The organism is Streptomyces sp. NPDC013317 (assembly GCF_055563155.1).
Genome location: NZ_JBVHDX010000026.1, coordinates 20,382 through 42,595, shown reverse-complemented (window position 1 = coordinate 42,595; position 22,214 = coordinate 20,382). Strand labels below are relative to the sequence as shown.

Here is a 22,214-nt window from a genome sequence, read left to right as displayed (position 1 = left end):
TGTGCGTCATGGCGTGAACACCGTGGGTCGGCGCGGTGGGCCTCGCGGGATCACTTTCCGGCGGCGGCGGGAACCGCGATGCGCGCGGCCCATCGGCGGATGTCGGAACCCCGGATGGCAGGGGTGTGAACATCCGGCGCGGCGTCGCCGGTCCGCGGGGCGTCGACCGCCCGGGCCGGAATCTCGGCGACCACGCGGAAGGCTCCGCCGGGCCGGATCTCGGTGTGGAAGGAACCGCCGAGCTCGCTCACCCGCTGGCCGAGGTTGCCGAGCCCGGCGCCACCCTGGCCCGGCGCGGTACCGCAGAGCCGCGAGGCGGAAGCGGCGGCCCCGTCGTTGGAGACTTCCAGGCGTACGGTCTTGAGCCCGCCCGTCAGGGCGATGGTGCAGTGCGTCGCCTTGCTGTGGCGCAGCACGTTGGTGACGGATTCGCGCAGGACGGCGGCGAGGGCGAGGGAGACGTCCTCCCCCTCGGGCAGCGCGTCGATGCGGAGGGAGACCCCGATGTTCATGGCGCGCAGCAGTGCGGCGGCCGTCGGCACCTCGGCGGCCAGGGACACGCCCTGGTACCCGCGTACCGCCATCCGGAACTCGGCCATGGCCTGCCGGGAGGTGCGTACCAGTTCCTGCGCCTCGGTGGCGGCCCGTTCCGGGGAGACCTTGAAGCTCCGGTTCACCAGCTCGGCGCGCATGGCGACGGCCGAGAAGGTGTGTCCGAGGAGATCGTGCAGGTCACGTGCGAGGCGGTTCTGCTCGCTCTCGACGACGGCCTTGGCGATGCTGTGGCGGGAGCAGCGGGTCCGGTGGATGAGGAGGACGGCCTGGGTGAGGGTGTAGGACATGAGGCCGACGACGACGATGGCCCCGGCCATGACCAGCAGGTGCGGCAACGCCTGGGAGAGCGATTGCGCACCCCTGGCGCAGAGCATCGACACCAGGGTGATGACGAGGCCGAAGAGCGGCCACGCGTAGCGGGCGCGCAGGATGAGCGGCAGCGATCCCGAGAGCGTGCCGGCCAGGACGCCGCAGGCCTCGTGGACGAGTTCGGTGGCGAGCAGCACGACGGCGAGCTGTGCGGTGAGGGCGAGGAGCGCCCCGCGGGTGGGGCCGGCGCCGGGCTCGACCGGTCGCGCGGCGATGACACAGGCCTGGAGGGCCAGTTGCGCGACGACCAGGAGGAGGACCAGGCCCGAGTGGCCTAACCCGGCCCGCCCTCCGACCGCGTTGTAGACGATCACCTCCAGCGCGACGAAGCTCGCTCCCAGCAGTGCCATGACCTGGATGAAGCCGTGCCGTGCGGCTCTGTCGCGGTGTTCCGCCCACATTTCCATCACAGGTCCTCTTTCCTCTGCCTCATCGACACGGCCACAGATCCCGCAGGGGGATTTCAGCACCGAACCGCCGTTCCCGGAGGGAACGGCGGCTGAAATCTCAGGGAGTTACCGAGGTGCGCTCGCGTTCGGCGACGGGGTCCTCCTCCTCAGCGGAGGCGGTGGCGACGTGCCGTGGAATGGCCAGGGCGCAGAGCGCTCCGACGAGGACGACGGCGACGCCGATCCAGATCGCGGGGCGCATCCCGTCGACGAACTCCTCGGCGGTGCGGTCGCTTCCGTAGTGGACGAAGACACTGCTGAGGATGGCGGTGCCGAGGGCGCCGCCGATCTCGCGGACGGTGTTGTTGGCGCCCGACGCCTTGCCGCGGTTCTGCGGTCCGACCGAGGCCAGGACCACCGCGGCGGTCGGCGCGAAGACGAGGCCCATGCCGAATCCGGCGACGATCATGGCACCGACCATGCGGGAGTACGGGGTGTCGGAAGTGGCCACCAGGTCGATCCAGGCGAGGCCGATGGCCTGCAGGAGCAGGCCCGCCGCCATCAGCCGGCCGCCGCCGAGACGGTCGGTCAGCGCACCGGCCACCGGGGCCACGAACATCGGCATCAGGGTCCAGGCCAGGGTGAGCACACCGGCTTCCAGAGGGGTCCTGACAGGTGCCATCTGGAAGAACTGGGCCAGCAGGAAGATTGACCCGAAAACGCCGAAGTACATGCTGGCGGAGACCAGGTTGGAGAAGACGAAGGCCCGCTTGCGGTAGAAGGACAGCGGCAGCAGGGGCTGCCGTGCGCGTCGCTCCCAGAGGACGAAGAGGACCAGCAGGACGGCGCCGGCCGCGAAGGCCGCGATGATGACGCCGGAACTCCAGCCCTCCGACTCGCCGTTGACGATCGCCCAGACGACGGAGACGAGTCCGGCGGTCACGAGGAGCATGCCGGGCAGGTCGAGCCGGGAGGCGGGCACGGAGCTCTCGCCGAGGACGACGAAGATCAGCGGAATGGCGACGAGGCAGACCGGGACGTTGATCCAGAAGATCCACTGCCAGTCCAGACCCTCCACGACCGCGCCGCCGACGACCGGGCCGAGGGCCACGGCCATGCCGCTGACGGCCGACCACAGACCCAGGGCGAGGTTCCGCTTCCGGTCGGGCACCTCCTCCGCGAGGAGCGTGAGGGAGAGCGGCATGACGGCCGCGGCTCCGAGGCCCTGGAGCGCGCGCGCCGCGATGAGCTGGCCACTGCTGTCGGCGAGGCCGCAGGCGATGGACGAGACGGTGAAGACGGCGATGCCGAGGACGAAGACGCGGCGCCGGCCGAACCGGTCCCCCAGGGCGGCGCCGGTCAGCAGCAGACAGGCGAAGCTGAGCACGTACGCGTTGACGAACCACTGCAGGTCCGTGGTGGAGGCCTGGAGGTCCACGGCCATGGAGCGCAGGGCCGTGGAGACGACCAGGTTGTCCAGCGCCACCATGAACATGGGCAGGCTGCACGCGAGGATCGTCACCCAGAGGGGGAAACGGCCCTGCCGTGAGTCGGGGGCGAGACGCGGGGCCGTCCCGCCGCCCTCGCCGCTTCTGATTGTGCTCATGACAATTGCCTCCATCCGGCGTACGCCGGGATCGAACACACAGGGGGTCGCACGAAGAGAACGAGCAGAGTGGTGCGCGCTCCGCCGGGAGCACCGACGGGGGACGAACAGCGTCCCGGCGGAGCGCGGCTCGGGGGTGGGGGGAGGGAGGGCCGGGGGCTCCGGGGGTGGTGAGCCCCCGGCCGGACAAGGGGGGCGGGGTGACCCGGCCGTCAGGCCCGGTGCCCACCGCCGCCGGCGGCGTCCTGGCGCGCCTTCTCGGCCAGGCGGCGCTTGGCATCGGCCCAGTCGATCGGCAGCGTCGCGGTGTCCGCCTCCCAGAAGATGAAGGTCGACGACTTCATCTTCGGCGCCATGGCACGCATCGCCGCACCGTGCGGGTCCGACTTCGCGTAGGCGTACAGGGCGTCGCGGTCCTCCCAGGCGGACAACGTCCAGAACGTCCGCTTGAGGGGCTGCGCGATCAGCGAGGCGCCGTACGCCCCGCGAGCGGTCTTGACCTGGCTCCAGGAGCTCAGCGACTTGAGGAGAAACGTCGGGACATCGGCCAGGGTCTTCACTTCGAAGCGGGAAGCCATGACGTACGTGTTCGTGCGGGGCGGAGCAGGGTTCGGGGTGATCCAGCCGAGAGTCGGCATGACGGCGCCCACCTTCCTGAAGAGGCCAACGACTACAATAATAGACAGTAGCGCCATCCGTTATCCAGTGAGTGGGAGCAAGATGAAGATTTCGGAACTCAGCCGCCGCAGCGGGGTCTCCATCCCCGCGATCAAGTACTACCTGCGGGACGGCCTGCTTCCCCCAGGGCTCGCCACCGCGGCCAATCAGGCGTCCTACGGCGAGGACCACCTCCACCGGCTCCGGCTGATCCGCGTCCTGATCGGAGTGCGAAAGCTGCCGGTCAACTCGGTGCGCGAGATCCTGGGCGCCATCACGGAGGAGGGCGACCTGCACCAGATCTTCGGCATCGTGACCGAGGCGCGCCCCGCCGCCCTGAAGAAGAAGCAGGAGCAGGAGGCCGAGGCGGCGGAGCGGGAGACCGAGGGCGTCGTGGACGCGCGCAGACTCGTCTCCGCGATGGGGTGGGACGTCGCGAACCACACGGCCGCGATCCACACGCTCGGCGACGTACTGGACGCCCTGAGCGGCCTCGGCTCCGACATCGACTGGGAGACCCTGCTGCCGTACGCCGAACTGGCCGACAAGACCTCCGAGTTGGACATCAAACAGATGCACGGCACGTCCGGCCTGCTGGAGCAGGCGGAGCGTGCCGTGCTGGTGTCGGTTCTCCTGGAACCGGCGCTCCTCGCCCTCCGCCGGCTCGCACAGGAGGACAAGTCCGCCCACGTGTTCGGCGGACAGCCGGAGGAGGACGAGGAGACGCCGGAGGGACAGAAGACGCGGGGGACGCGGGGCGGCAGGCCGCGGAGCGCCCCGAAGGGAAAGCCCAAGGGCCAGCCGGTCGGCGACTGACCCGACGGACCGTCAGGACAGTTCGTCGAGGATCCTGGCCGCCGCCTCCGCCCCGGCCGAGAACGCCGCCTCGTGCGAGCCGATCAGGTCGGGGCCCAGTTCCTTGGAGTGGAAGTACGACCCGCACAGCTTCACGCGCGCGCCCTCGTTCGCCGCGTGGATGACGGACTGCCGCTCGCGCAGGGCCATGTCGATCACCGGGTGGGTGTAGTCGAACGAGGCGATGACGAGCTCCTCGGCAGGCGGCCGCGGCGGGTCGAGGGTGACGAAGTAGTCCTGGCTCGCGGTGAAGTCCTGCAGCCGGTTGAGGTAGTACGTGACGAAGCAGCGGGTCTCCCCGTCGACCGTCTTCTTGCCGTAGTTCCAGGCCCCCCAGCGCTCGTGGTCGCCGGGCATCAGCGAGGCGTCCCGGTGCAGCACCACGCGCGAGGAGCTGTAGCGCACCCCCTCGACGGCCGCGCGCTGCGCCTCGGTCGGGTTCTCCAGGAGCGCGAAGGCCTCGTCCGCGTGGGTGGCGAGCACCACGTAGTCGAACGTGGCGCTGCCGTTCGCCGTGGTGACGACGACACCGTCCTCCTCCTGCCGGACCCCGACCGCCGGCTCGGAGACGCGCAGGTCGGGGCCGATCGCGGCCAGTGCCTTGCGGACGTAGGAGATGGAACCACCGCCCACGGTCCGCCAGTCGACCCGTCGGCCGCCGAGGCCGCCCTCGTCGTGACCGACGAAGAAGGCGATGACGGTGGCCGCCGGCATCTCCCAGATCAGCTCGGCCGGGACCGACCAGACCGCGGAGCAGAGCATGATCAGGTACGAGTGACGGAACGCGGTGCTGTAGCCGTTGCGGTCCAGGTACTCGCCCAGCGACATGTCGGCGCGGCCGCGCGAGAAGTCCCGGCGGCTCTCCGCGTGGAAGCGCCGCACCTCCCGCCATACCTCGGGGAACTCCGGGTACGCGGCACCGTAGCGCGCCTCGATCGCGGCCTCGTCCAGCTCCATCTCCTCGGTGCCGTACTCCAGTCCGCTGTCGAGGTCGAAGAACTCGAAGCCGCCCGGGTGGGGGATGGCCTCCACGCCCAGCTCGCCGAAGAAGGCGCACAGGCGCGGGTAGAAGCGCGGGTTGAAGACGATGAACGCCGTGTCGAGGCCGATGACACGGCCGTCCTCCTCGACCTCCACCGTGTTGGCGTGGCCGCCGGGCCGCGGCTCGCGCTCGAAGACGGTGATCCGGGCGCGGTCGCGCAGTCGGTAGGCGGCGGAGATCCCGGCGGGGCCGGCGCCGATGACGGCGACGCGCGGGGAGTCGTTCTCGGGCATGGTGGGTCCTTCCAGATCACGGTGAGAGCGGTACGGATGAGGGCGGGGCAGGGCGGGACTGGGCGGGTGAAGACGGGATCGGGGTCAGGGAGAGGCCGGTGCTGCGCCCTCGTCGGCCGCGGGCCACGGGCCGGGCGGCACGTCCGGGCGGAGGAGGTCGCCGGGTACGGCGAGGTCGTGGCGGCGCAGCCGGCCCGCTCCCCCGTCGTCGACCGCCACGGCGAGGAGATGGCCGGAGCCGTGGCGGGTCAGGTCGAGCCGCCAGCGGCCGCACGTCTCGGGGCGGCGTCCGTCGGCGACGGTCACCCCGGCCGACCCGGCGCGCCGGGTGAACCGAAGCTCGCCCAGGCCCTGCACGAGGCCGATGCCCACCCCCTTGAGGTAGGCCTCGCTGAGGACCCACATCTCCTGCAGGGCCGCGGCCGGGTCCGGTGCCCCGGCGAGCACGGCCCGCTGTGCCTCGTCGAACTGGGTGGTGAGCAGCCGGACCGTCTCGTCGTCGAACGGAACCCGCTCCACGTCCACGCCGGACGCGTACCCCTCGGTGACGACACAGGCGATCAGGCCGTCGGTGTGGGACACGTTGAAGCGCAGGTCGTGCCCGCCGGGGACGAGCTCCGGGCGCCCGTGGACGCCCTCGGTGAAACGCCAGGTCCCCGGCGGGAGTCCGGTGCGGGCGCTGAGCGCGAGCCGGCAGAGCAGCCGGCCGCCCAGGAAGCGACGGCGTGCCCCGTCCGAGCGCTGCCGCGCGTGGCGGGCGCGCTCGTCCGGGGTCAGCGCCGCCGTCTCACCGCCCGCGCGCTCCGCCAGCTCCGGCACGAGCCGCTCGGAGAGCGTCCACAGGTCCGTCACGGGCCCGTCCTCGCGAACGGGCCCGTCCGGGCCTTGGTTCACGCGGGGCTCCCCTCCGGGGCCGCACCCTCCGTGGACTCCGCGTGCGACGCCTGGTCCGCCGCTCCGGCCAGGGTGATCGGCCAGTGCGACAGGAGCCGGTTCTCGGCGTGCAGCCGGGTGAGGACGGCGAGGACCTCGTCGGCGGCGGTCGGGTCGCGGTAGGGCTCGAACGGGTGGAACTGCTTGCGCAGACGCTCCAGTTGGAGGAGGAGGACCGCGGGGCTCGGGAGAGGGTCGGCCAGGCAGTTCTGCGAGTGGACGTACGTCAGCACACAGGCGCCGGCCGCGTGGACGACGCAGTACTCCTTGGCCAGCTCGAAGAGTTCGGCCGACTGGGCGTATCCGCGGCCGAGTTCCTGTCGCAGTCCGGCGGCGCGCTCCTCCAGCGGGCCGAGCCTGCCGAGGAGTTCCCCGGCGATGTCGGCGGCGAGCAGCAGCCGGTCCTTGTCCTTGTCGGCGGCGGCGTCCGCGAGGGCGCGCAGCCGCGCCAGGCCGTCGGCCGACGCCAGGATCGCGTCGTCGCGTCCCCGGCTGGACAGTTCCTGCTCCCACGGCCGGTAGTGCGGGAGTTCGGCGTCCATGTCGAAGAGCACGGCCGCCCGGCCGACGGCCTCCTCCCGCTCCTCCGGGGTCGCGGTGCGCGCCTTCTTCAGGAGCGAGTCCAGCTCGTGGCCGATGTTGCGCAGGTTCACCACGGTGTTCCCGTCGGCCATGTTGGTGACGAGGATGTCGCGGAGCATCTTCTGGTGCATCCCGTAGCGGGGGTCCTCACGGAGGAACACCCGGGCGCCGAGCACCACGTTGAGCCGGGACAGGGCCCCTTCGAGGAGGGTGGGCACCAGGTACTTGGCCGCGGAGGACCAGACGCTGACCTGGTTCGGGGAGGCCTGGACGCTGCGGACGGCGCCGATGCACATGGCGTCGGCCGCCATGAGGTCGGCGAAGGACTCGGCGAGCTGGGTTCCGGTGTACGGGACCTCGACGATCGGGCGGTCGAAGAGCACCCGCCCCTGGGCGAACTCCAGGGCCGTGCGCAGCGAGGTGTCCACGGCGGACAGGGCGAGGCTGAGGATGACGAGACGGGCGGTCTGGCTGGTCTTGAGCGCGATCTCCAGGCCCTGGCCCTCGGCCCCGATGAGGAGGTCGTCGGGGACGAAGACACCGTCGAAGCGCAGGCCGCTGAGGTCCAGGGGGCGGACGCCGTGGAGCTTGACCAGGGGCATCTCCCGGACGGTCTCGGGCTCGGCGGTCCACTTGTCGACGACGAGGATGGAGAAGTCGCCCGGGCCCCGGCGGGGGCCGGTGCGAGCGAAGACCACCATCCGGTCCGCGAAGGTGGCGTTGCCGATGGGCCACTTCTCGCCGGTGAGCCGGTAGCCGCCCGGCACCTTCTCGGCGACGACCTCGTTGCCGAGAAGGTCGCTCCCGTGGGCGGCCTCGGAGAGTCCCCAGGCGAGCGAGACGCCGTTGTGGATGTCCGCGATCTGGCGGCGCTTCTGCTCGTCGGTGCCGCCGATCCACACCGGCGCGAAGGCCGCCTGGGAGAGCCCGGCGGCGATGGCCGTCGCGCCGTCACGGCGGGCGATGAGCCGCATGAGGACGAACCCGGTCTCGGGGCTGCCCGCCTTGCCGCCCTGCTCGGCCGGCAGGCCGTAGTCGAGGAAGCCCCAGCGGCGCAGCATGCCGATCAGGGCGTACGGGAAGGCGTCGCGCTCGTCGTGGTCGAGCACGGTGGCGAAGGACATCCGGCTCGCCGGGTCGTGCGGGTCGCCCAGATAGGTTTCGAGCCGCTCGGCGAGCTCGATCAACTCGGCCTGGGACATCAGTCGTCCTCCATCGGTGTCGGGTGTGCGGTGGTGGGGGCGAGTCGGACGGGCAGGGCGGTCAGCATCCGGTTCCCCTCCCACAACGCCTCGACGGCGTCCAGGGCGGGGTACAGGCCCTCGGCATGGCGCAGGACACCCGCGCCGTCGGCCTGGGCGAGCAGATGGGCGAGGGCCGCGCCGAGCCAGCCGGTGGAGCCCGGCGGGGTCCCGTAGAGCGAGAGGTGCCGGTTGTCGCGCCACAGGTGGAGGCAGGCCGCCGCGCCGTGCAGCCAGGCGTGGCGCTCGGCGAGGTCGACCAGGGCGTTCGGGTCGGCGCCGCGCACGCGGGCCGCCGACGCCAGGGCCGGCAGCCCGTCCACGGCCTCGGCGAGCCGGACGACGCGGGCCCTGGTGAACGGGTCGGCCGCCGTCTCCGGAGCGCTCGTGAACTCCCTGACCGAGGCGGGAAGTTCGGCGAGGACCGGATCGGCGCCGCGGACGACGAGGTCGAGCCCGGCCGGGTCGTACGGCGCGGGCTCCTCGTCCAGCCGGAAGGCTCCGTCGAGGATCCCGGCCGGAGCGGTCCGGGTTCCGTCGAGGAGACCTGGCAACTGCCCTGCGTAGGAACGGAGGTTGGCCATCGGGCCGGAGTCGATGACGCGGATCACGGCGCTGTCCCGCTGCAGCTTCTGGAACAGGCCGGCCCCGGGCGGGCCCTCGCGCAGGACGGAACGGGTGGCGAGGAGCCGGGCGCAGCGGCGCAGCAGGGCGTCGGCCGTCTCGGCCACCACGTGCTTGGCGGCGAGCGCCCACACGCTGAACGCGCCGGGGACGGCATGCACACCCCGGGCGGCGGCCAGGGCCGTCGCGTCGGCGGCGATCAGCGCGGCCGAGGTGGCCGCGAGCTCCCGGCGGGCGTACGGGGTGCGCAGGACCGGGGTGCCCGCGACCCGGTGGCCTGCGGCGAAGTCGAACGTGAGGCGCACCGCGGTGTCCACGCAGCCGAGGCTGCCCGCCATGCTCATCACGCGGACCGCCTGCTGGGCGCGTACGGCCATCTCCAGACCCTCGCCGGTGCGGCCGACCCGGGCGCTCTCCGGGACGGGGAGACCGGTGAAGCGGAGCCGGGCGGTGTCGATGCCGCGCATGCCGTTGGTCCGGGCGGCCGGGAGCCGCTCCAGGCCGGCGCCCTCGCCGCCCCGCTCGGGGTCCAGGTCGAGGAGGAACGCGGTGAAGGCGCCCGGTCCCCGCTCGCCGGTGCGGGCGACCACGTAGACGGCGTCGCAGCCCAGGCCGTTGCCGACCATCCACTTCTCGCCGTGCAGGGTCCCGTCCGGCGCGAGGCGGACCTCGTTGGCGAGGATGTCGCTGCCGTGCCCGGCCTCGGTGAGCGCGAACGCCACCGTGCCGCCGCCAGTCAGGATCTCCGCCGCCCGGCTCCGCTGCTCCTCGTTGCCGTGCAGCTGGAGGCAGGTGGCGGCGATGATGCCGAACATCGTGCCCGGCATGACGTTCACGTCGCGGCGGGCCGCGGCGCGCACCAGGGTGAGGCTCCGGTCGAAGGAACGGAACTCGCCGCCCCAGGCCTCGGGCAGGTAGTTCAGGTGGAAGCCGGCCGATACCAGCTTGCGGCAGAGGTCGTCGGGGGCGGCGTCCTCCTCGTCCCTCGCCACGGCCGCGGCGAACCCGTACGGGTTCTCGGGGTCCGTGGGGTCGCCGAGGAGCTCCTCGACCGCCTCGGGCGTCAGGCCGCTCATGAGGCCACCCCCGTCAGGCCCACCGTGTCCAGGGGCACGGGCACGTACTCGGCGGTGGACGGCAGGGTCAGCCCCGCCGCCCGCAGCTGGGCGGTCCGCGTGTGGTACGCGGCGCCGCGCATGAGGTGATGGGCCACGTCGGCGACCGTCCTGTTCCCCGGAGTGTTCAGATAACTGCCGGACACCCAGGAGTTGAAGCTGCCCATCGCGGGGCCGCACCAGATCTGGAAGTCGGCGCTGCGTTCGGTCTGGCCCGAGACGGCCCAGCGCGAGGACATGCCGAGGTACCACCGGAAGACCAGGGCCATCCGGCGCCTGGGGTTGTCGGCGGCCCGGCTCAGCTGGTCGGGGTCGCGACGGCTGAAGTACTCGACGCACTCCTGCCAGACGTCGTCCAGCGGCCGCCGGAAGGTCTGCGTCTCCAGACGGCGGCGCTCCACCTCCGGCAGCGCCTCGATCCCGTCGTACGTCTGGTAGAGCCGGTACAGCTGCCCGGCGCGCATCGGGAACATCGAGCCCCGGCGCAGCACCTGGAGCTCCACCCCCATCTCGAACATGTCGGCGGCCGGGGCCATCACGCAGTCGGCGATGTCCGCCTGGGCGAGGACCTCGCGGGCCGCCTTGGACGTTCCGGACTCCACACACGACTGGTTGACGGAGCCGGTGACGACATAGGCGGCGCCCATGGCGAAGGCTCCGGCGACGGCCACCGGGGTGCCGAGCCCGCCCGCGGCGCCGACCCTGATGGGCCGGGCGTAGCGGTACTCCCGCTGGATGGTGTCGCGGCTGCGCAGGATGACCGGGAGGAGGGCCGGGAGCGGCCGCCGGTCCGTGTGGCCGCCCGAGTCGGCCTCCGCCGTGATGTCGTCGGCGAGCGGCACGAGATGGGCGAGGCGGGCCTGCTCGGCGGTGACGAGTCCGTCGGCGACCAGGCTCTCCACGAGGGCGGCGGGGGCCGGGCGCATGAAGCGCTCGGCGGTCTCGCCGCGGGAGATCTTCGCGATGATCCGGTTCTCCGCCACCACACGCCCCGACGCGTCGGTCCGCAGTCCGGCCAGCCGGTAGCGGACCAGGTGCGGGGTCAGGTCCATGTAGGCGGACGCCTCCACGCAGCGCACCCCGTGGTCCAGGAAGAGCTGGACGGCGTCGCGCTCCAGGCGCTGCTCGCTGGGGCTGTGGATCAGGTTCACGGCGTACGGGAGGCCGGGGATCTCCTCACGGAACCGGGACAGCGCCTGCGCGATGGCGTCGGGCAGCAGGCCCGCGGCCCCGAAGGAGGCCAGGAAGCCCTGCCGGGCCAGCGCGACGACCAGTTCGACGGAGGCGATGCCGCCTGCCATCGCCCCGGCCATGTAGGCGTGCCGCACCCCGTGCGCGGCGCGGAACTCCGCCGAGCCGAGTCGCTGCGGCGACAGGGCGGGGACGGCGGCGAGCACGGCGGGGCCGTCACCGCCGGCGACCGCGGTCCCCCCGGCGACGGCGCCGATGCCCTGCGGTCCCGACACGACGTAGCAGGGCTGCTCCAGCTGGCTGAGCGCCTGGTGGATGCCCGCGGGATCAGGGCTCGGATACCCCTCCCCGTACCAGCGGAGGGTGTGTGGTGCGGTGCTCGTGGACAATTCGGCTCCTCGGCTGTCCATGCGGTCAGTCCGTTTCCGGACGGACTTCGATAGCCACGTCGGTGAGTTCGTAGATGCGCAGGCGCGTCTTCCAGAGGTCGGCGTCGGCGATCACGAGCAGCCGGTCGGCCTCCCTGCGCACCTCCTTGATGTGCACGTCGAAGAAGAGCTCGTCGTCCTCGCGCAGGATCTGGCCGCGGTACTTCCACGCCATCTCGACACCGGTCGCCATGGCGAAGCGGGGCCGGGTCATGCCGTCGGCGAGGTTCCGCTCCTGCACGAAGAGGCGCATCGCCTGGAGGACGGCCTCGACTCCGAGCGAGCCCGGCATGACGGGGTCGCGGTGGAAGTGCCGGTCGAAGTACCACTCCTCGGGGCGGATGCTCCGGTGGCCGTGGAGGTAGCCGGCGCCGTGACGGCCGCCGTCCTCGACGAGGTCGACGCGGTCCACGAGGTGGAAGCGGCCCGCCGGCAGGCGCAGCGCCCCGCCCGTCGGGTCGGTGAACGACGGTGCGTCGTCGGGGAGTTCGATCCTGCGCACCCGCTCGGCCGCGGGCCGTTCGGTAGCGATCCAGGGCTCCCGGTACGTACCGCTGTCGAGTCCCACCTGGTTGGCGAGGGCCGCGTCGCTGAAGTAGCCGAAGAGCGACTCGCCCGTGTAGAAGACCTCGCCGTCCGCGCTCAGTTCGTAGCTGAAGTTCTGCAGCACGGCCCCGGAGACGACGCTGGTGCTCAACAGCCTGGAGTGGTGGCGGATCGTCTTGCCGCGCAGGTCGACGTCGCGGACGAGGGTGGCCCGGCCGTCGAGGTTCCGGATGCGGTACTGCTCCTCGGGACGGGTGAGGGTCGCGCCCAGGTAGTAGCCGAGGAAGATCGCGGCCTGGAGGGAGGACTCCATGTAGACGCAGTTCGGCATGTACGGCGAGGAGTTCTCCCGGTAGTACCAGGCGTCGTCCGGGGAGTCGTACTCCGTGACCATCTCCGAGCCGGGGCTCAGGTCGCCGCGGGTGCCGGTCAGGGACATGACCCGGTCGACGAACTGGAAGTCGCCGTTCGGGATGTACGGGGCGCGGCTCTCCCGGTAGATCTCGAACTCGGGGCCCATCGCCATGTCGAGGAGCCCCTGGGCGGCGTGCGCCAGGTGCAGTTCGTTGATCATGGCCGGTTCGCCGGAGCGGTTGCGGCGGCCGAGGAAGGCCGGCACGCCGCCGGTCTCGGGGCGGTAGGGCGTGCCCGGCTTCTCCACGATCTGCAGACCGAGGTTCTCCATCCGGACGACCGGCTTGTCGCCCAGGTACACCAGGACGTCGGCCACCACGGTGGGCCGGGGCAGCAGGGTCAGCTCGGTGATCTCCAGCTCGTAGCGGATCTCGCGGTCGCGCGGGGTGACCTGGCCGCGCACCTTGACGTCGATCTGGCGGTCGGTGACGGTCTGGAACCGGGCGTCGGGCAGCGTCAGGTGCATGCCCTGGTGCAGGAGGTAGACCTGGAGGAGCTGGACGGCGCCCTCCGCGATCAGCGATCCGGCGAGGACCGGGTCGTCCGGGAAGTGGCAGGTGAAGTACCAGGCGTCCGGCTCCAGGTGCTTGACGGCTCCGATCTTCCCGAGGCCGCGCGGTCCGCCGGTGCGGTCGACGGTGACCTCGTCGATCATGCGGAGCATGGAGTCGGGAAGGCGCAGCGCCGGGTTGAGGCCCGGGTCCTGGGCGTGGTCGGGGCCGAAGACGTCCCCGGGGCGGCCCTGGGCGAGGAGCTCCAGGTCGGCGGCGTCGAGCCGGTCCTTGCGGGCGCGGGCCAGCGGCTTGAAGGTGGCCCGGGGCAGCGCGGCACGGCGGGCCCGCTCCGCGTCGGTCATGACGATGCCGAGCGGGGTGTCGAGTTCGGCCTTGCTGAAGAAGCCGGCGCAGCCGTCCTTGAGTTCGAGGATCAGCTCGCCGTCGGCGTAGCAGAGGTAGCTGAAGAAGAAGACCGTGGTGTCGCCCTGGTGGACGAAGCGGTCGATGGAGATGTCGTAACGGAGCGTCTGTCCGGTGCGGGGCAGGCCGCCGTGGAAGATCAGCGAGCTGTCGAGCAGCCGGTAGACGCGGTCGCCCTTGTTGCGGAAGTCGATGCCGAGGAAGCTGACGAGCAGCAGGTCGCACTGGCCGGCCTCGACGGTCACCGCCGGCGGCACACCCCCGTCGACGGCGTACCAGGCGTCCTCGGGGACGTCGTACTCGGTCGTGATACGCGCCGGTTCGAGGACCCCGGGGCGCGCGTCGAGCGCGGTGACGCGGGTGACGAAGTGGTACGGCGGCGCGGGCAGCCGCACGCGGGCCCGGAAGGCGTCGATCTCGGCGAACTCCGGTCGGCCGAAGGCCTTCGCCACCGAGCCGGTCGCGAACTCCAGCAGGTCCGCCTCGTCGAAGACGACACCGCCGCGGTCACGTGACCCGGAAGCCGGGGCCGGGGCCGGAGTGACGGGCTCTGCGGGCGCGACCGGCGCCGGCGCGGGCGCCGCGACACCCACGGCCGCGGGCGGGAGGGGCACGGGCGGGAGCGGCGCGGGCGCCGCGACGGCGGGCAGGGCGGGGGCCACCGGCGCGGGAGGCGCGGCGGCGGTGGCGGGCGTGTCCAGGAGGGCGGCGGTGCGGTCGAGCGTGGCGGCCTGGAGTACCCGGTGGGTCTCCATCACGACGCCGTGCGCGGCGACGATCTCCCGCCGCAGGTCCCGCACCAGATCGGCGGCCGGCGTGCCGCCGGAGGCCGTGGGCACCGGCGCGGGCGCCGTCGGAGCGGCGGCGGCCGGGACAGGCGCGGGGGCCTGCGCCGGAGCGGGCGCCGGGACGGCGACGCCGGCCGGTGCCGGGGTCGCGGGAGCGGCACCCGCCCACGTCACGGCGGTGACCGGGCCGCCGTCGAACATGATGGCCTCCGGCGACTCCAGCGTGGGGTCGGCGGGCATGGCGGCGGGCAGGGCGGCGGACATGACGGCGGGCACCTCCGGCGGGGCGGGCGGGTCGATGGCGGCCGGGCGGGACCGCACGGCGGAAAGGGTCCTGGCGGCCTCGCGGGCGACGCGGTCCGGGATCGGCTCACCGCCGCCGACGCGTACGGGCGGAAGACGGCGGGCCCGCGGCGCGGCCGAACCGCGTGCCACGGCCGGTTCCTCGCCCCACAGGACCGTGAGGTCGACCGGCAGACCGTGTCCGACGAGCCGGGCCGCCAGGTGCGCGAGACTGGTGGCCGGGGACGCGCCCCGGCGGTCGACGGCGGCCGCCACGTGCGGCGCGTCCCCCAGCGTGTCGCGGATCCAGCGGGTGCAGGTGGCCCCCGGTCCCGCCTCGATGAAGTAGCGGTATCCGCGGTCGTACGCCCCCCGCACCAGGCGCGGGAAGTCGATCGTGGAGCGCAGGGTCTGCGCGATGCGCTGCGGGGAGTCGGCGAGCCGCTCGGCCGGCAGCACCTCGTAGTCGTACGCGCTGAGGAGTTCGAGGGCGCCGAAGGAGCCCGTCGGGTAGTCGTTCAGCCGGGCCAGGCCGTCGAACTCGCTGTCCACGACCGGGCAGTGCATGACCACGTTGGCGGGCGACCGGGCGGCGGGGCAGCCCAGTTCGCGGATGAGCGCCCGGCACTGCTCCGGGTCCCCGCCGATCACCAGCTCGTTCGGCGTGTTGATGTGGGTGATGTGGACCCGGTCGTAGCGCGTGAGCGCCTCGGTGACCGGCTCGGCGGGCGAGAGCAGCACATGCGTGGACCACACGTCCCCGTCGGGCGTCTCCGGGGGCAGCTTCCACAGCTCGCGGACGGTACGCCGGGGCCCGCACAGCCGGTCCTGGAAGACGGGGCTCCCGGTGATCAGCGCGTCGGAGCGGCTGCCGGGGTCCCAGCCCCCGGTGGCGAAGAGCATGCTCGCCTCGCCGAGGCAGTAGCCGAAGCCGCCGTGCGCGGTGATCCCGAGGATCTCGCGGATCAGCTCGGTGTAGAGGATCGCGAAGCTGGTCCCGGTGGCGAGCATGAACGGGATGTCGTCGGCGAGACGTTCCTCCAGCCGCATCATCGCGCGGCGGTCCGGGGTCTCGGTCCCACGGGGGTAGAGCTGGGCCGAACGCAGCATGCGGGCGGGCTCGGCCGCCTGCCGCTCATAGCTGTCGAGCAGGCCGGGGAAGGTCCTGAACAGGCCCCGGCCGAGGCCCGGGTAGGTGTTGAACGCCCCGGGGTACACCAGCGCCACGCGGCCCTCGGGCCCGATCGGGCGCGGGGTGAAGAACGATCCCGCGGGGGTGTTCCAGTCCGTTCCGGCCGCGTGCGCGGCGGGCAGGTCCCGTGCCGCGAGCTCCGTCTGACGGATCAGCGCCTCCCGGTCCCGGCCGACGAGGACGACGCGCAGCCGCCGGCCGTCGAGGCCGCCTGCCGCCTCGCGCGCGAGCGCGGACGGATCGGCTCCGTCCGCGAGCAGCGCGCCGTGCCGGCGGACCTCGGCGACCAGGGCGTCGACGGTGTCGGCGGCGAGCGGCAGGAGGAGCGGGCCACGGGCCCGCGACCAGTCGGCCGTGGGGCGGGGCCGGTCGGCGGACGGCACGGAGGAGAGCACCAGATGGGCGTGCGAGCCGCTCGCGCCGAGCATGCTGACGCTCGCGTGACGGCGGCCGTCCGGGCGTTCCCGGAGCCACGGGAAGGAGGTCTCGGACACCTGGAAGGCGGAGGCGGCGAAGGACTCGGCGAGGTCGTCGGCCGGGCGGCGCCAGCCCCGCGTGCCGGGCAGATAGGCGTGCCGGAGGCAGACGACCGTCTTGATCAGGGCGGCGATCCCGGCCGCGCAGCCGGCGTCGCCGATCTGGGCCTTGACGCTGCCGAGAACGGTGGCGCCGCCCGCCGGGTACACCTCGGCGAGGGCGGCGATCTCGGTCCGGTCGGCCGCCTCCGTACCGCCCGCGTGGGCCTCCAGGTAGTCCACGGCGGAGGCGTCGATCCCGGCGGCGTCGAGCGCCGCCCGCGCGGCCTCGGCGAGGGCGGGGCCGGAGACGGGGGTGAGGGAGCCGGCGTCGGCCCCGGCGTAGCGCACGGCCACCGCGTCGATCCGGGCGTGCACGCGGCCGGGGGCGGCGTCGGGGCGGGTGAGGACCAGGGCTCCGGCGCCCTCGCCGGTACGGCGGCCGCGGGAGCCCTCGTTGAAGGTGAGGCCCGGCTCGGTGCCGGGAGCGGGCTGGACCAGCAGGTTCTCCGCGGCCCCCGCCAGGTCGACACCGCCGATCAGTACGGCTTCCAGGTCCGGGTCGAGCAGCAGCAGCCGGGCGACGTCCAGCGCCTCGGCGGTGCCGGCGCCCTCCGCGGAGAGCGTGAAGGAGGGGCCGGTGAGGTTCCAGCGGGAGGAGATGCGGCCGGCCATCACGTTGCCGATGTAGCTGAGCACCTCGTTGGCCCCGATGGGGTCGACGACGGCGTCCCGGGCGACCTCGTTGAGGGCGGCCCGCTGCTCCTGCGTCAGCTTCACCCCGGCCTTGTCGAGCTCGCCGCGCAGGAAGGTCCCGAGCCCGTACCGGCTCAGCCGGGCGTGCGAGTACGGCTCGATCTCGGTGACGACGACGACCGCGATGCGGCGGGCCTCGGGGGTGTCGCGGCTGTGGGGGTCGAGCCGGTAGCCGGCGTCGCGCAGCGCCTCGTCGGCGACCCTGGTCATCAGCGCGTGCTGTGGGTTGTAGATCCGCAGGTCGGCGGGGGGGACGCGCAGGTCGGCGGGGTCGACCTCGACGCCGTCGACGAACGCTCCGAGCGGCGGGCCGGTGAGACCGGCCGCCTCGAGCGTTCCGCCGTCGGTACGGTCCAGGCCCCGCCAGCGCCGCTCGGGCAGCGGCCGCAGGTCGTGCGCGCCCTCGTACACGGCCTGCTCGAAGGCGTCCATCGAGTCGAGCGAGCCGAAGTGCGCGCCGAGGCCGACGACATCGAGCGCGGGCAGCCCGGCGGGCTGCCGGGGGCTGCCGGCGGCGGGCGCGGGGTCGGTGCCGGGCGCGGTCTCGGCCGCGGGCGCGGGGTCGGCGGCGGACGCGGTCTCGGCCGCGGGCGCGGGGTCGGTGCCGGGGCTCGTATCCGTGACGGTCCGGGCCTCCGAGAGCACCACGTGCGCGTTCGTACCGCCGAAGCCGAAGGCGGAGACGGCGGCGCGGCGGGGCCCGGGAGTATCCGGCCAGGGGCGGGCGGTGCGGACGAGCGTCGCGTCCCCGACCTTCCCGTCGGGCGAGGAGACCGGCCGGTCCACCCCGATGGTCGGCGGGATCACGCCGTCCTCCATGGCCAGGACGACCTTGAGGAGGCTGCTCAGACCACCGACGGTCAGCAGATGGCCGATGTTGCCCTTCACCGACCCGAGCAGGGGTACGTCACCGTGGGCGCCGAAGAACTCGGCGACCGACTCCGCCTCCGTGGTGTCCCCGACCGGGGTGCCGGTGGCGTGGCACTCCAGGTAGTCGACGCTCGCGGGGTCCACTCCGGCGTCCGCGTACGCGCGCGCGAGGGCGTCCAGCTGTCCGCTCTTGCGGGGGACCAGCGGGTGGCGTCCGGCACCGTCGTTGGAGAGGCCGATGCCGTCGACGACCGCGTACACCCGGTCGTTGTCGCGTACGGCGTCCTCGAGCCGCTTGACGGCGACCATGCCCGCGCCCTGACCGGTGACGATGCCGCCGGAGCGGTCGTCGAAGGGCTGGCTGAACCCGTTCTCCGGGTACGCGTGCAGATCGGAGAAGGACAGGTGGATCAGCGTCGGGTCGGGCGCGCACACCGCACCGGCGAGCACCAGGTCCGCCTGGCCGGAGTCGAGATGACCGCAGGCGAGGCTGAGCGCGTAGAGGGCGGAGGAGCAGGCGGCGTCCAGGCAGTAACGGGGCCCGCCGAGTCCGAGCGCCCCGGCGGCGACGGCGGCGGGCGAGCCGCTGACCCGGAGGTTCTCGGGCACGATCCCGGCTCGGTCGACGAGCGGGACCGCCCCGGGCAGGGAGTCGAGTTCGGGTGCGCCGGAGCGGCGCAGTCCGGCGAGGACGGCCTCCTGCGCCAGCGGGACGCTCACCTTCGCCGATGTCGTGGTGGGGAACGAGTAGTTGCCCATGACCAGGCCGGTCCTGGCGAGCAGTTCGGGCCGGTCGTCGGCGCCGCAGTCCCGCAGGGCCTCCCTGGCGGCGTACAGCGACCAGTGGAAGAGCCGGTCGAGGCCGGCGAGACGGTCGGGGTCGATCCGGTAGCCGGTGGGGTCGAACTCGAAGCCGGTGACGAACCCGCCACGGCGGGACACGATGCCGTGCCGGGGGTCGAGGTCACGCTCGTCCGGTTCGGTCCCGAAGACCTCCACGCCTCCTTCCCGACGGCTGTCCGTGCCACCGCGGAGGTTCTGCCGGAACTCTTCGGGCGTTCGCGCTCCGGGGAACAGGCAGGAGATGCCGACGATCGCGTATCTGCTCATAACTGGGTGAGGTTCCTTCCCAAGCGGGAGATCCTGTGGGGCGGGCGGCGGCAAGCCGCCGCCCGCTCACTGCTTCCGGTGCGGCTACCGTCAGCCCGTGAACTTGGCCGCCAACTGCGGGGCCGAGACGACGGAGACGGCCGTGAACCTGGCCCTGACCTGTCCGTCGGAGGTGCAGGCGGTGATGTCCAGCCGGGAGTCGGGGCCGCCCTGGCCGACCGGCTCCACCACGACGAGGAACACCTCACCGGCCGTCAGCGGGCCGTACAGTTCGACCCCGCCCACCGCGAGCGGCAGCCCGGCGGTGCCGCGGAACCGGCGCACCCAGACGAGCGCGGCCTGGAGCAGCAGGTCCGCGGAGCCGGCCGCGAACCAGTCGGACGAACCGCTGTCGGTGTCCGTCCGTACGGCCTCGCACTCCAGCACCAGACGGGACTCGGAGTCGGCGAGGATCCGGCGCAGACCGCGCAGGGCCGGCCCGTGGAAGAGCGTGCCGTCGGTGTAGAGCCCGGCGGCCTCGGTGCCGGTGCCCGGCGCGGGAAGGCCCGTCACCGGCGCGGCGGGCGGGAGCGCGCCCGCGACGACCGTGGCCGCGTAGTGCGGGCGCACGGCGCCGTCGGCCAGCGACTGGACGGCGACCTTGACGTCGCCGCCGTCGCCGTCGGCCGGCGTCATGACCAGCCGGCACTCGGCGGGCTGGGTGCCGTCGAAGACGATGCCGCGGTGGACGGCGAAGTCACGCAGGCGTACGGCCCGTCGCCCGTCGGCGTGTTCGACCGCGCCGAGCGCCCATCCCATGGCCACGACCGCGGGGAGGACCGGTGTCGCGTCGATGACGTGGTCGGTGACGAGCGTGGAACCGGCCAGGTCCGCCAGACCCCGGGTCACCGTGCCGCCCGCGGTCGCGCCGGTGCGGTCCCGGGAGCTGAGCGGGGTGGTCGGGCCGAGCACGGTCACCACGTCGCCTGCGCGCTCGGGAGCGAACTGGTCGGCGAACATCCGGGCGCCGTCGGCGACCGGGATCAGGGCGATGCCCCGCTCCTGGAACACCTTCCTGATCTGCGGGGAGACCATGCCGCTGTCCCAGGCACCCCAGTTGATCGAGGTGACCCGCGTCCGCGGGAACGCACGACGGCGGGAGGAGGCCCAGGCGTTGAGCGCCTCGTTGGCCATCGCGTAGTCCGACTGCCCCTGGTTGCCGAAGAATCCGGCGACCGAGGAGAAGAGCACCACGTGGCGCAGGTCGGTACCGGCCAGGGCCGCCATGACGGAGCGCAGTCCGGTCAGCTTGGGGGCGAAGACCCGCTCGATCTCGGAGGCCTTCTTCTGCGCGATCAGCTGGTCGGCGAGCACTCCGGCGCCGTGCACCACGCCCGTGACCTCGTCCTTGTACGGGGCGAGGGCGGCCGCGGTCGCGGCCTGGTCCGTGATGTCGACGGCCAGGTACTCGGCGCGGCTCCCGGCCGCCCGCAGCGTGTCGAGGGTCGCGCGGATCTCCCGGGCGCCGGCGACGGCGGCGGCGAGCTGGCCGACGCGCCGGGGCGTCGGCTTCTCGCCCGCGGCGGTGAGCGAAGCGGCGGCCGCCGCCTTCAGGTTCTCCTCGGGCAGGCCCTGCGCCCAGGCGGGTTCGTCGTCGAGCGGGGTCCGGCCGAGGAGCAGGAGCCGCGGCCGGTGGCGCCGGGCCAGTTCGGCGACGCAGTCCGCCGTGATGCCCCGGGCGCCGCCGGTGACGACCAGCAGGTCGTCGGCGGTGAGGGGCGCGGCGTCGGCGTCGCCGGCCGTGAGCGGCTCGCCGGACACCGCGAGCCCGACCCTGCGGGTGCCGTCGTGGGCGACCTGTACGGGCTCCACGGCCGAGTCGGCGGCCTCGTCGAGCACCAGGGCGGCCGCGGCGGCCGGGTCGATGCCGGGGGCGAGGTCCACGGACCGGCAGAACAGCTCGGGCGCCTCCAGGGCCAGCGTCTTGACGAGCCCCGCGACACCGCCGGCGGGGGCGGCCTCCTCGGCGACCCCGGTGAGACCGAACGCCCCGTCGAGCCGGGTCACGGCGAGGAACGCGGCACGGCCGTGCGCGGCCATGTCGGTCAGCGGGCGGACGACGTGCCGTGCCAGCAGGAGGGAGTGCGCCAGCCTGCGTACGCCGTCGTTCCAGTCGCCGTCGGTGCGGGCGGTCACGTCGACGACGAGGCCGATCCGGGAGGTGAAGACGGTCTCGACGCCGGAGGCCAGCTCGGTGGTGCCCCACCCCGTCAGGGCGTGGTCGTGCACACCGGACAGGCGCGCGGGGACTCCGGGGAGCCGCAGGACGTGCACCGGACGGCCGGTGGCGGTGAGCCGCTCGACGATCCGCGCGGCCAGGTCCGAGCCGTCGTCCACGACGAGGGCGCCGCGGTCGGCGGAGGAGTCGTCGAGCAGCGGGTCGGCGGCGGGGAGGGTGACGAGGGCGGCGTGCGCGCGGCCGATGGGCGAGACGGGCTCGGAGGCGAGGGGCGCGACGGGAGCGGCCTCGGCCGCTGTGGCCTCGTCGGCCGTGCCCTCGGTCGCCGTGCCGCCGCTCGGGCCGGCCACGAAGTCGACGATGTCACCGAGGGTCCGCAGCTCAGCGAGCTGCTCAGGACCAGCCGACGACACCACACCGAACCGCTCCTGAATCACCCCCATGATCTCGACACGCTTGATCGAATCAATCCCCAGATCCGACTCCACACCCATGTCGAGCTCCAGCATCTCCGCCGGATAACCCGTCTTCTGCGCCACCACCTCCAACAACACCGACCGCACCGTCCCCGCATCCACACCAGCGGACACAGCCGGAACAGAAGCAGCAGCCGAAGCAGGGACCGCAGCGACAGCCGGCGCGGAAGACGCACCCGCCGAACCCGCCACGAAATCGACGATGTCACCGAGAGTCCGCAGCTCAGCGAGCTGCTCAGGACCAGCCGACGACACCACACCGAACCGCTCCTGAATCACCCCCATGATCTCGACACGCTTGATCGAATCA

Annotated in this window: 11 protein-coding genes; 1 reads left to right on the top strand and 10 read right to left on the bottom strand. The window is 73.2% G+C overall.

Annotated features, from left to right (window positions below; genetic code table 11):
• Positions 1-50 precede the first annotated feature (50 nt).
• From ACZ3IJ_RS35530 to ACZ3IJ_RS35520, 3 genes are all read right to left on the bottom strand, one after another.
• Positions 51-1,274, bottom strand: coding sequence for a sensor histidine kinase (locus ACZ3IJ_RS35530; RefSeq protein WP_467475246.1), 1,224 nt, complete (start codon positions 1,272-1,274; stop codon positions 51-53).
• A gap of 157 nt (positions 1,275-1,431) precedes the next feature.
• Complete coding sequence (locus ACZ3IJ_RS35525) at positions 1,432-2,919, bottom strand: MFS transporter (RefSeq protein ID WP_467475244.1); 1,488 nt, start codon at positions 2,917-2,919, stop codon at positions 1,432-1,434.
• A gap of 212 nt (positions 2,920-3,131) precedes the next feature.
• Complete coding sequence (locus tag ACZ3IJ_RS35520) at positions 3,132-3,557, bottom strand: DUF3291 domain-containing protein (protein WP_467475242.1); 426 nt, start codon at positions 3,555-3,557, stop codon at positions 3,132-3,134.
• Positions 3,558-3,639: 82 nt separating this feature from the next.
• Here ACZ3IJ_RS35520 and ACZ3IJ_RS35515 point away from each other — a divergent pair, with 82 nt between their 5' ends.
• Positions 3,640-4,392, top strand: coding sequence for a MerR family transcriptional regulator (locus ACZ3IJ_RS35515; RefSeq protein WP_467475240.1), 753 nt, complete (start codon positions 3,640-3,642; stop codon positions 4,390-4,392).
• A 12-nt stretch (positions 4,393-4,404) separates the two neighbouring features.
• Here the strand turns inward: ACZ3IJ_RS35515 and ACZ3IJ_RS35510 are convergent, their stop codons facing one another.
• From ACZ3IJ_RS35510 to ACZ3IJ_RS35480, 7 genes are all read right to left on the bottom strand, one after another.
• Entirely contained in the window at positions 4,405-5,706 is a 1,302-nt protein-coding gene (locus ACZ3IJ_RS35510) for an NAD(P)/FAD-dependent oxidoreductase (RefSeq protein ID WP_467475238.1), read from the bottom strand.
• Positions 5,707-5,790: 84 nt separating this feature from the next.
• Positions 5,791-6,558, bottom strand: coding sequence for a 4'-phosphopantetheinyl transferase family protein (locus ACZ3IJ_RS35505; RefSeq protein WP_467475236.1), 768 nt, complete (start codon positions 6,556-6,558; stop codon positions 5,791-5,793).
• A 38-nt stretch (positions 6,559-6,596) separates the two neighbouring features.
• Complete coding sequence (locus tag ACZ3IJ_RS35500) at positions 6,597-8,423, bottom strand: acyl-CoA dehydrogenase family protein (protein WP_467475234.1); 1,827 nt, start codon at positions 8,421-8,423, stop codon at positions 6,597-6,599.
• Entirely contained in the window at positions 8,423-10,162 is a 1,740-nt protein-coding gene (locus tag ACZ3IJ_RS35495; protein ID WP_467475232.1) for an acyl-CoA dehydrogenase family protein, read from the bottom strand. Before ACZ3IJ_RS35495 ends, ACZ3IJ_RS35500 begins: the two co-directional genes overlap by 1 nt.
• On the bottom strand, positions 10,159-11,781 hold the full coding sequence (locus tag ACZ3IJ_RS35490; protein ID WP_467475230.1) for a PfaD family polyunsaturated fatty acid/polyketide biosynthesis protein: 1,623 nt from the start codon (positions 11,779-11,781) through the stop codon (positions 10,159-10,161). The genes ACZ3IJ_RS35495 and ACZ3IJ_RS35490 overlap by 4 nt, the downstream gene beginning before the upstream one ends.
• 25 nt (positions 11,782-11,806) lie before the next feature.
• Positions 11,807-19,210, bottom strand: coding sequence for a beta-ketoacyl synthase N-terminal-like domain-containing protein (locus ACZ3IJ_RS35485; RefSeq protein WP_467475228.1), 7,404 nt, complete (start codon positions 19,208-19,210; stop codon positions 11,807-11,809).
• A 90-nt stretch (positions 19,211-19,300) separates the two neighbouring features.
• Positions 19,301-21,982 carry an SDR family NAD(P)-dependent oxidoreductase gene (locus ACZ3IJ_RS35480; RefSeq protein ID WP_467475226.1) on the bottom strand — a complete coding sequence of 894 codons (2,682 nt, stop codon included), beginning with the start codon at positions 21,980-21,982 and terminating at the stop codon, positions 19,301-19,303.
• Positions 21,983-22,214: the final 232 nt, after the last annotated feature.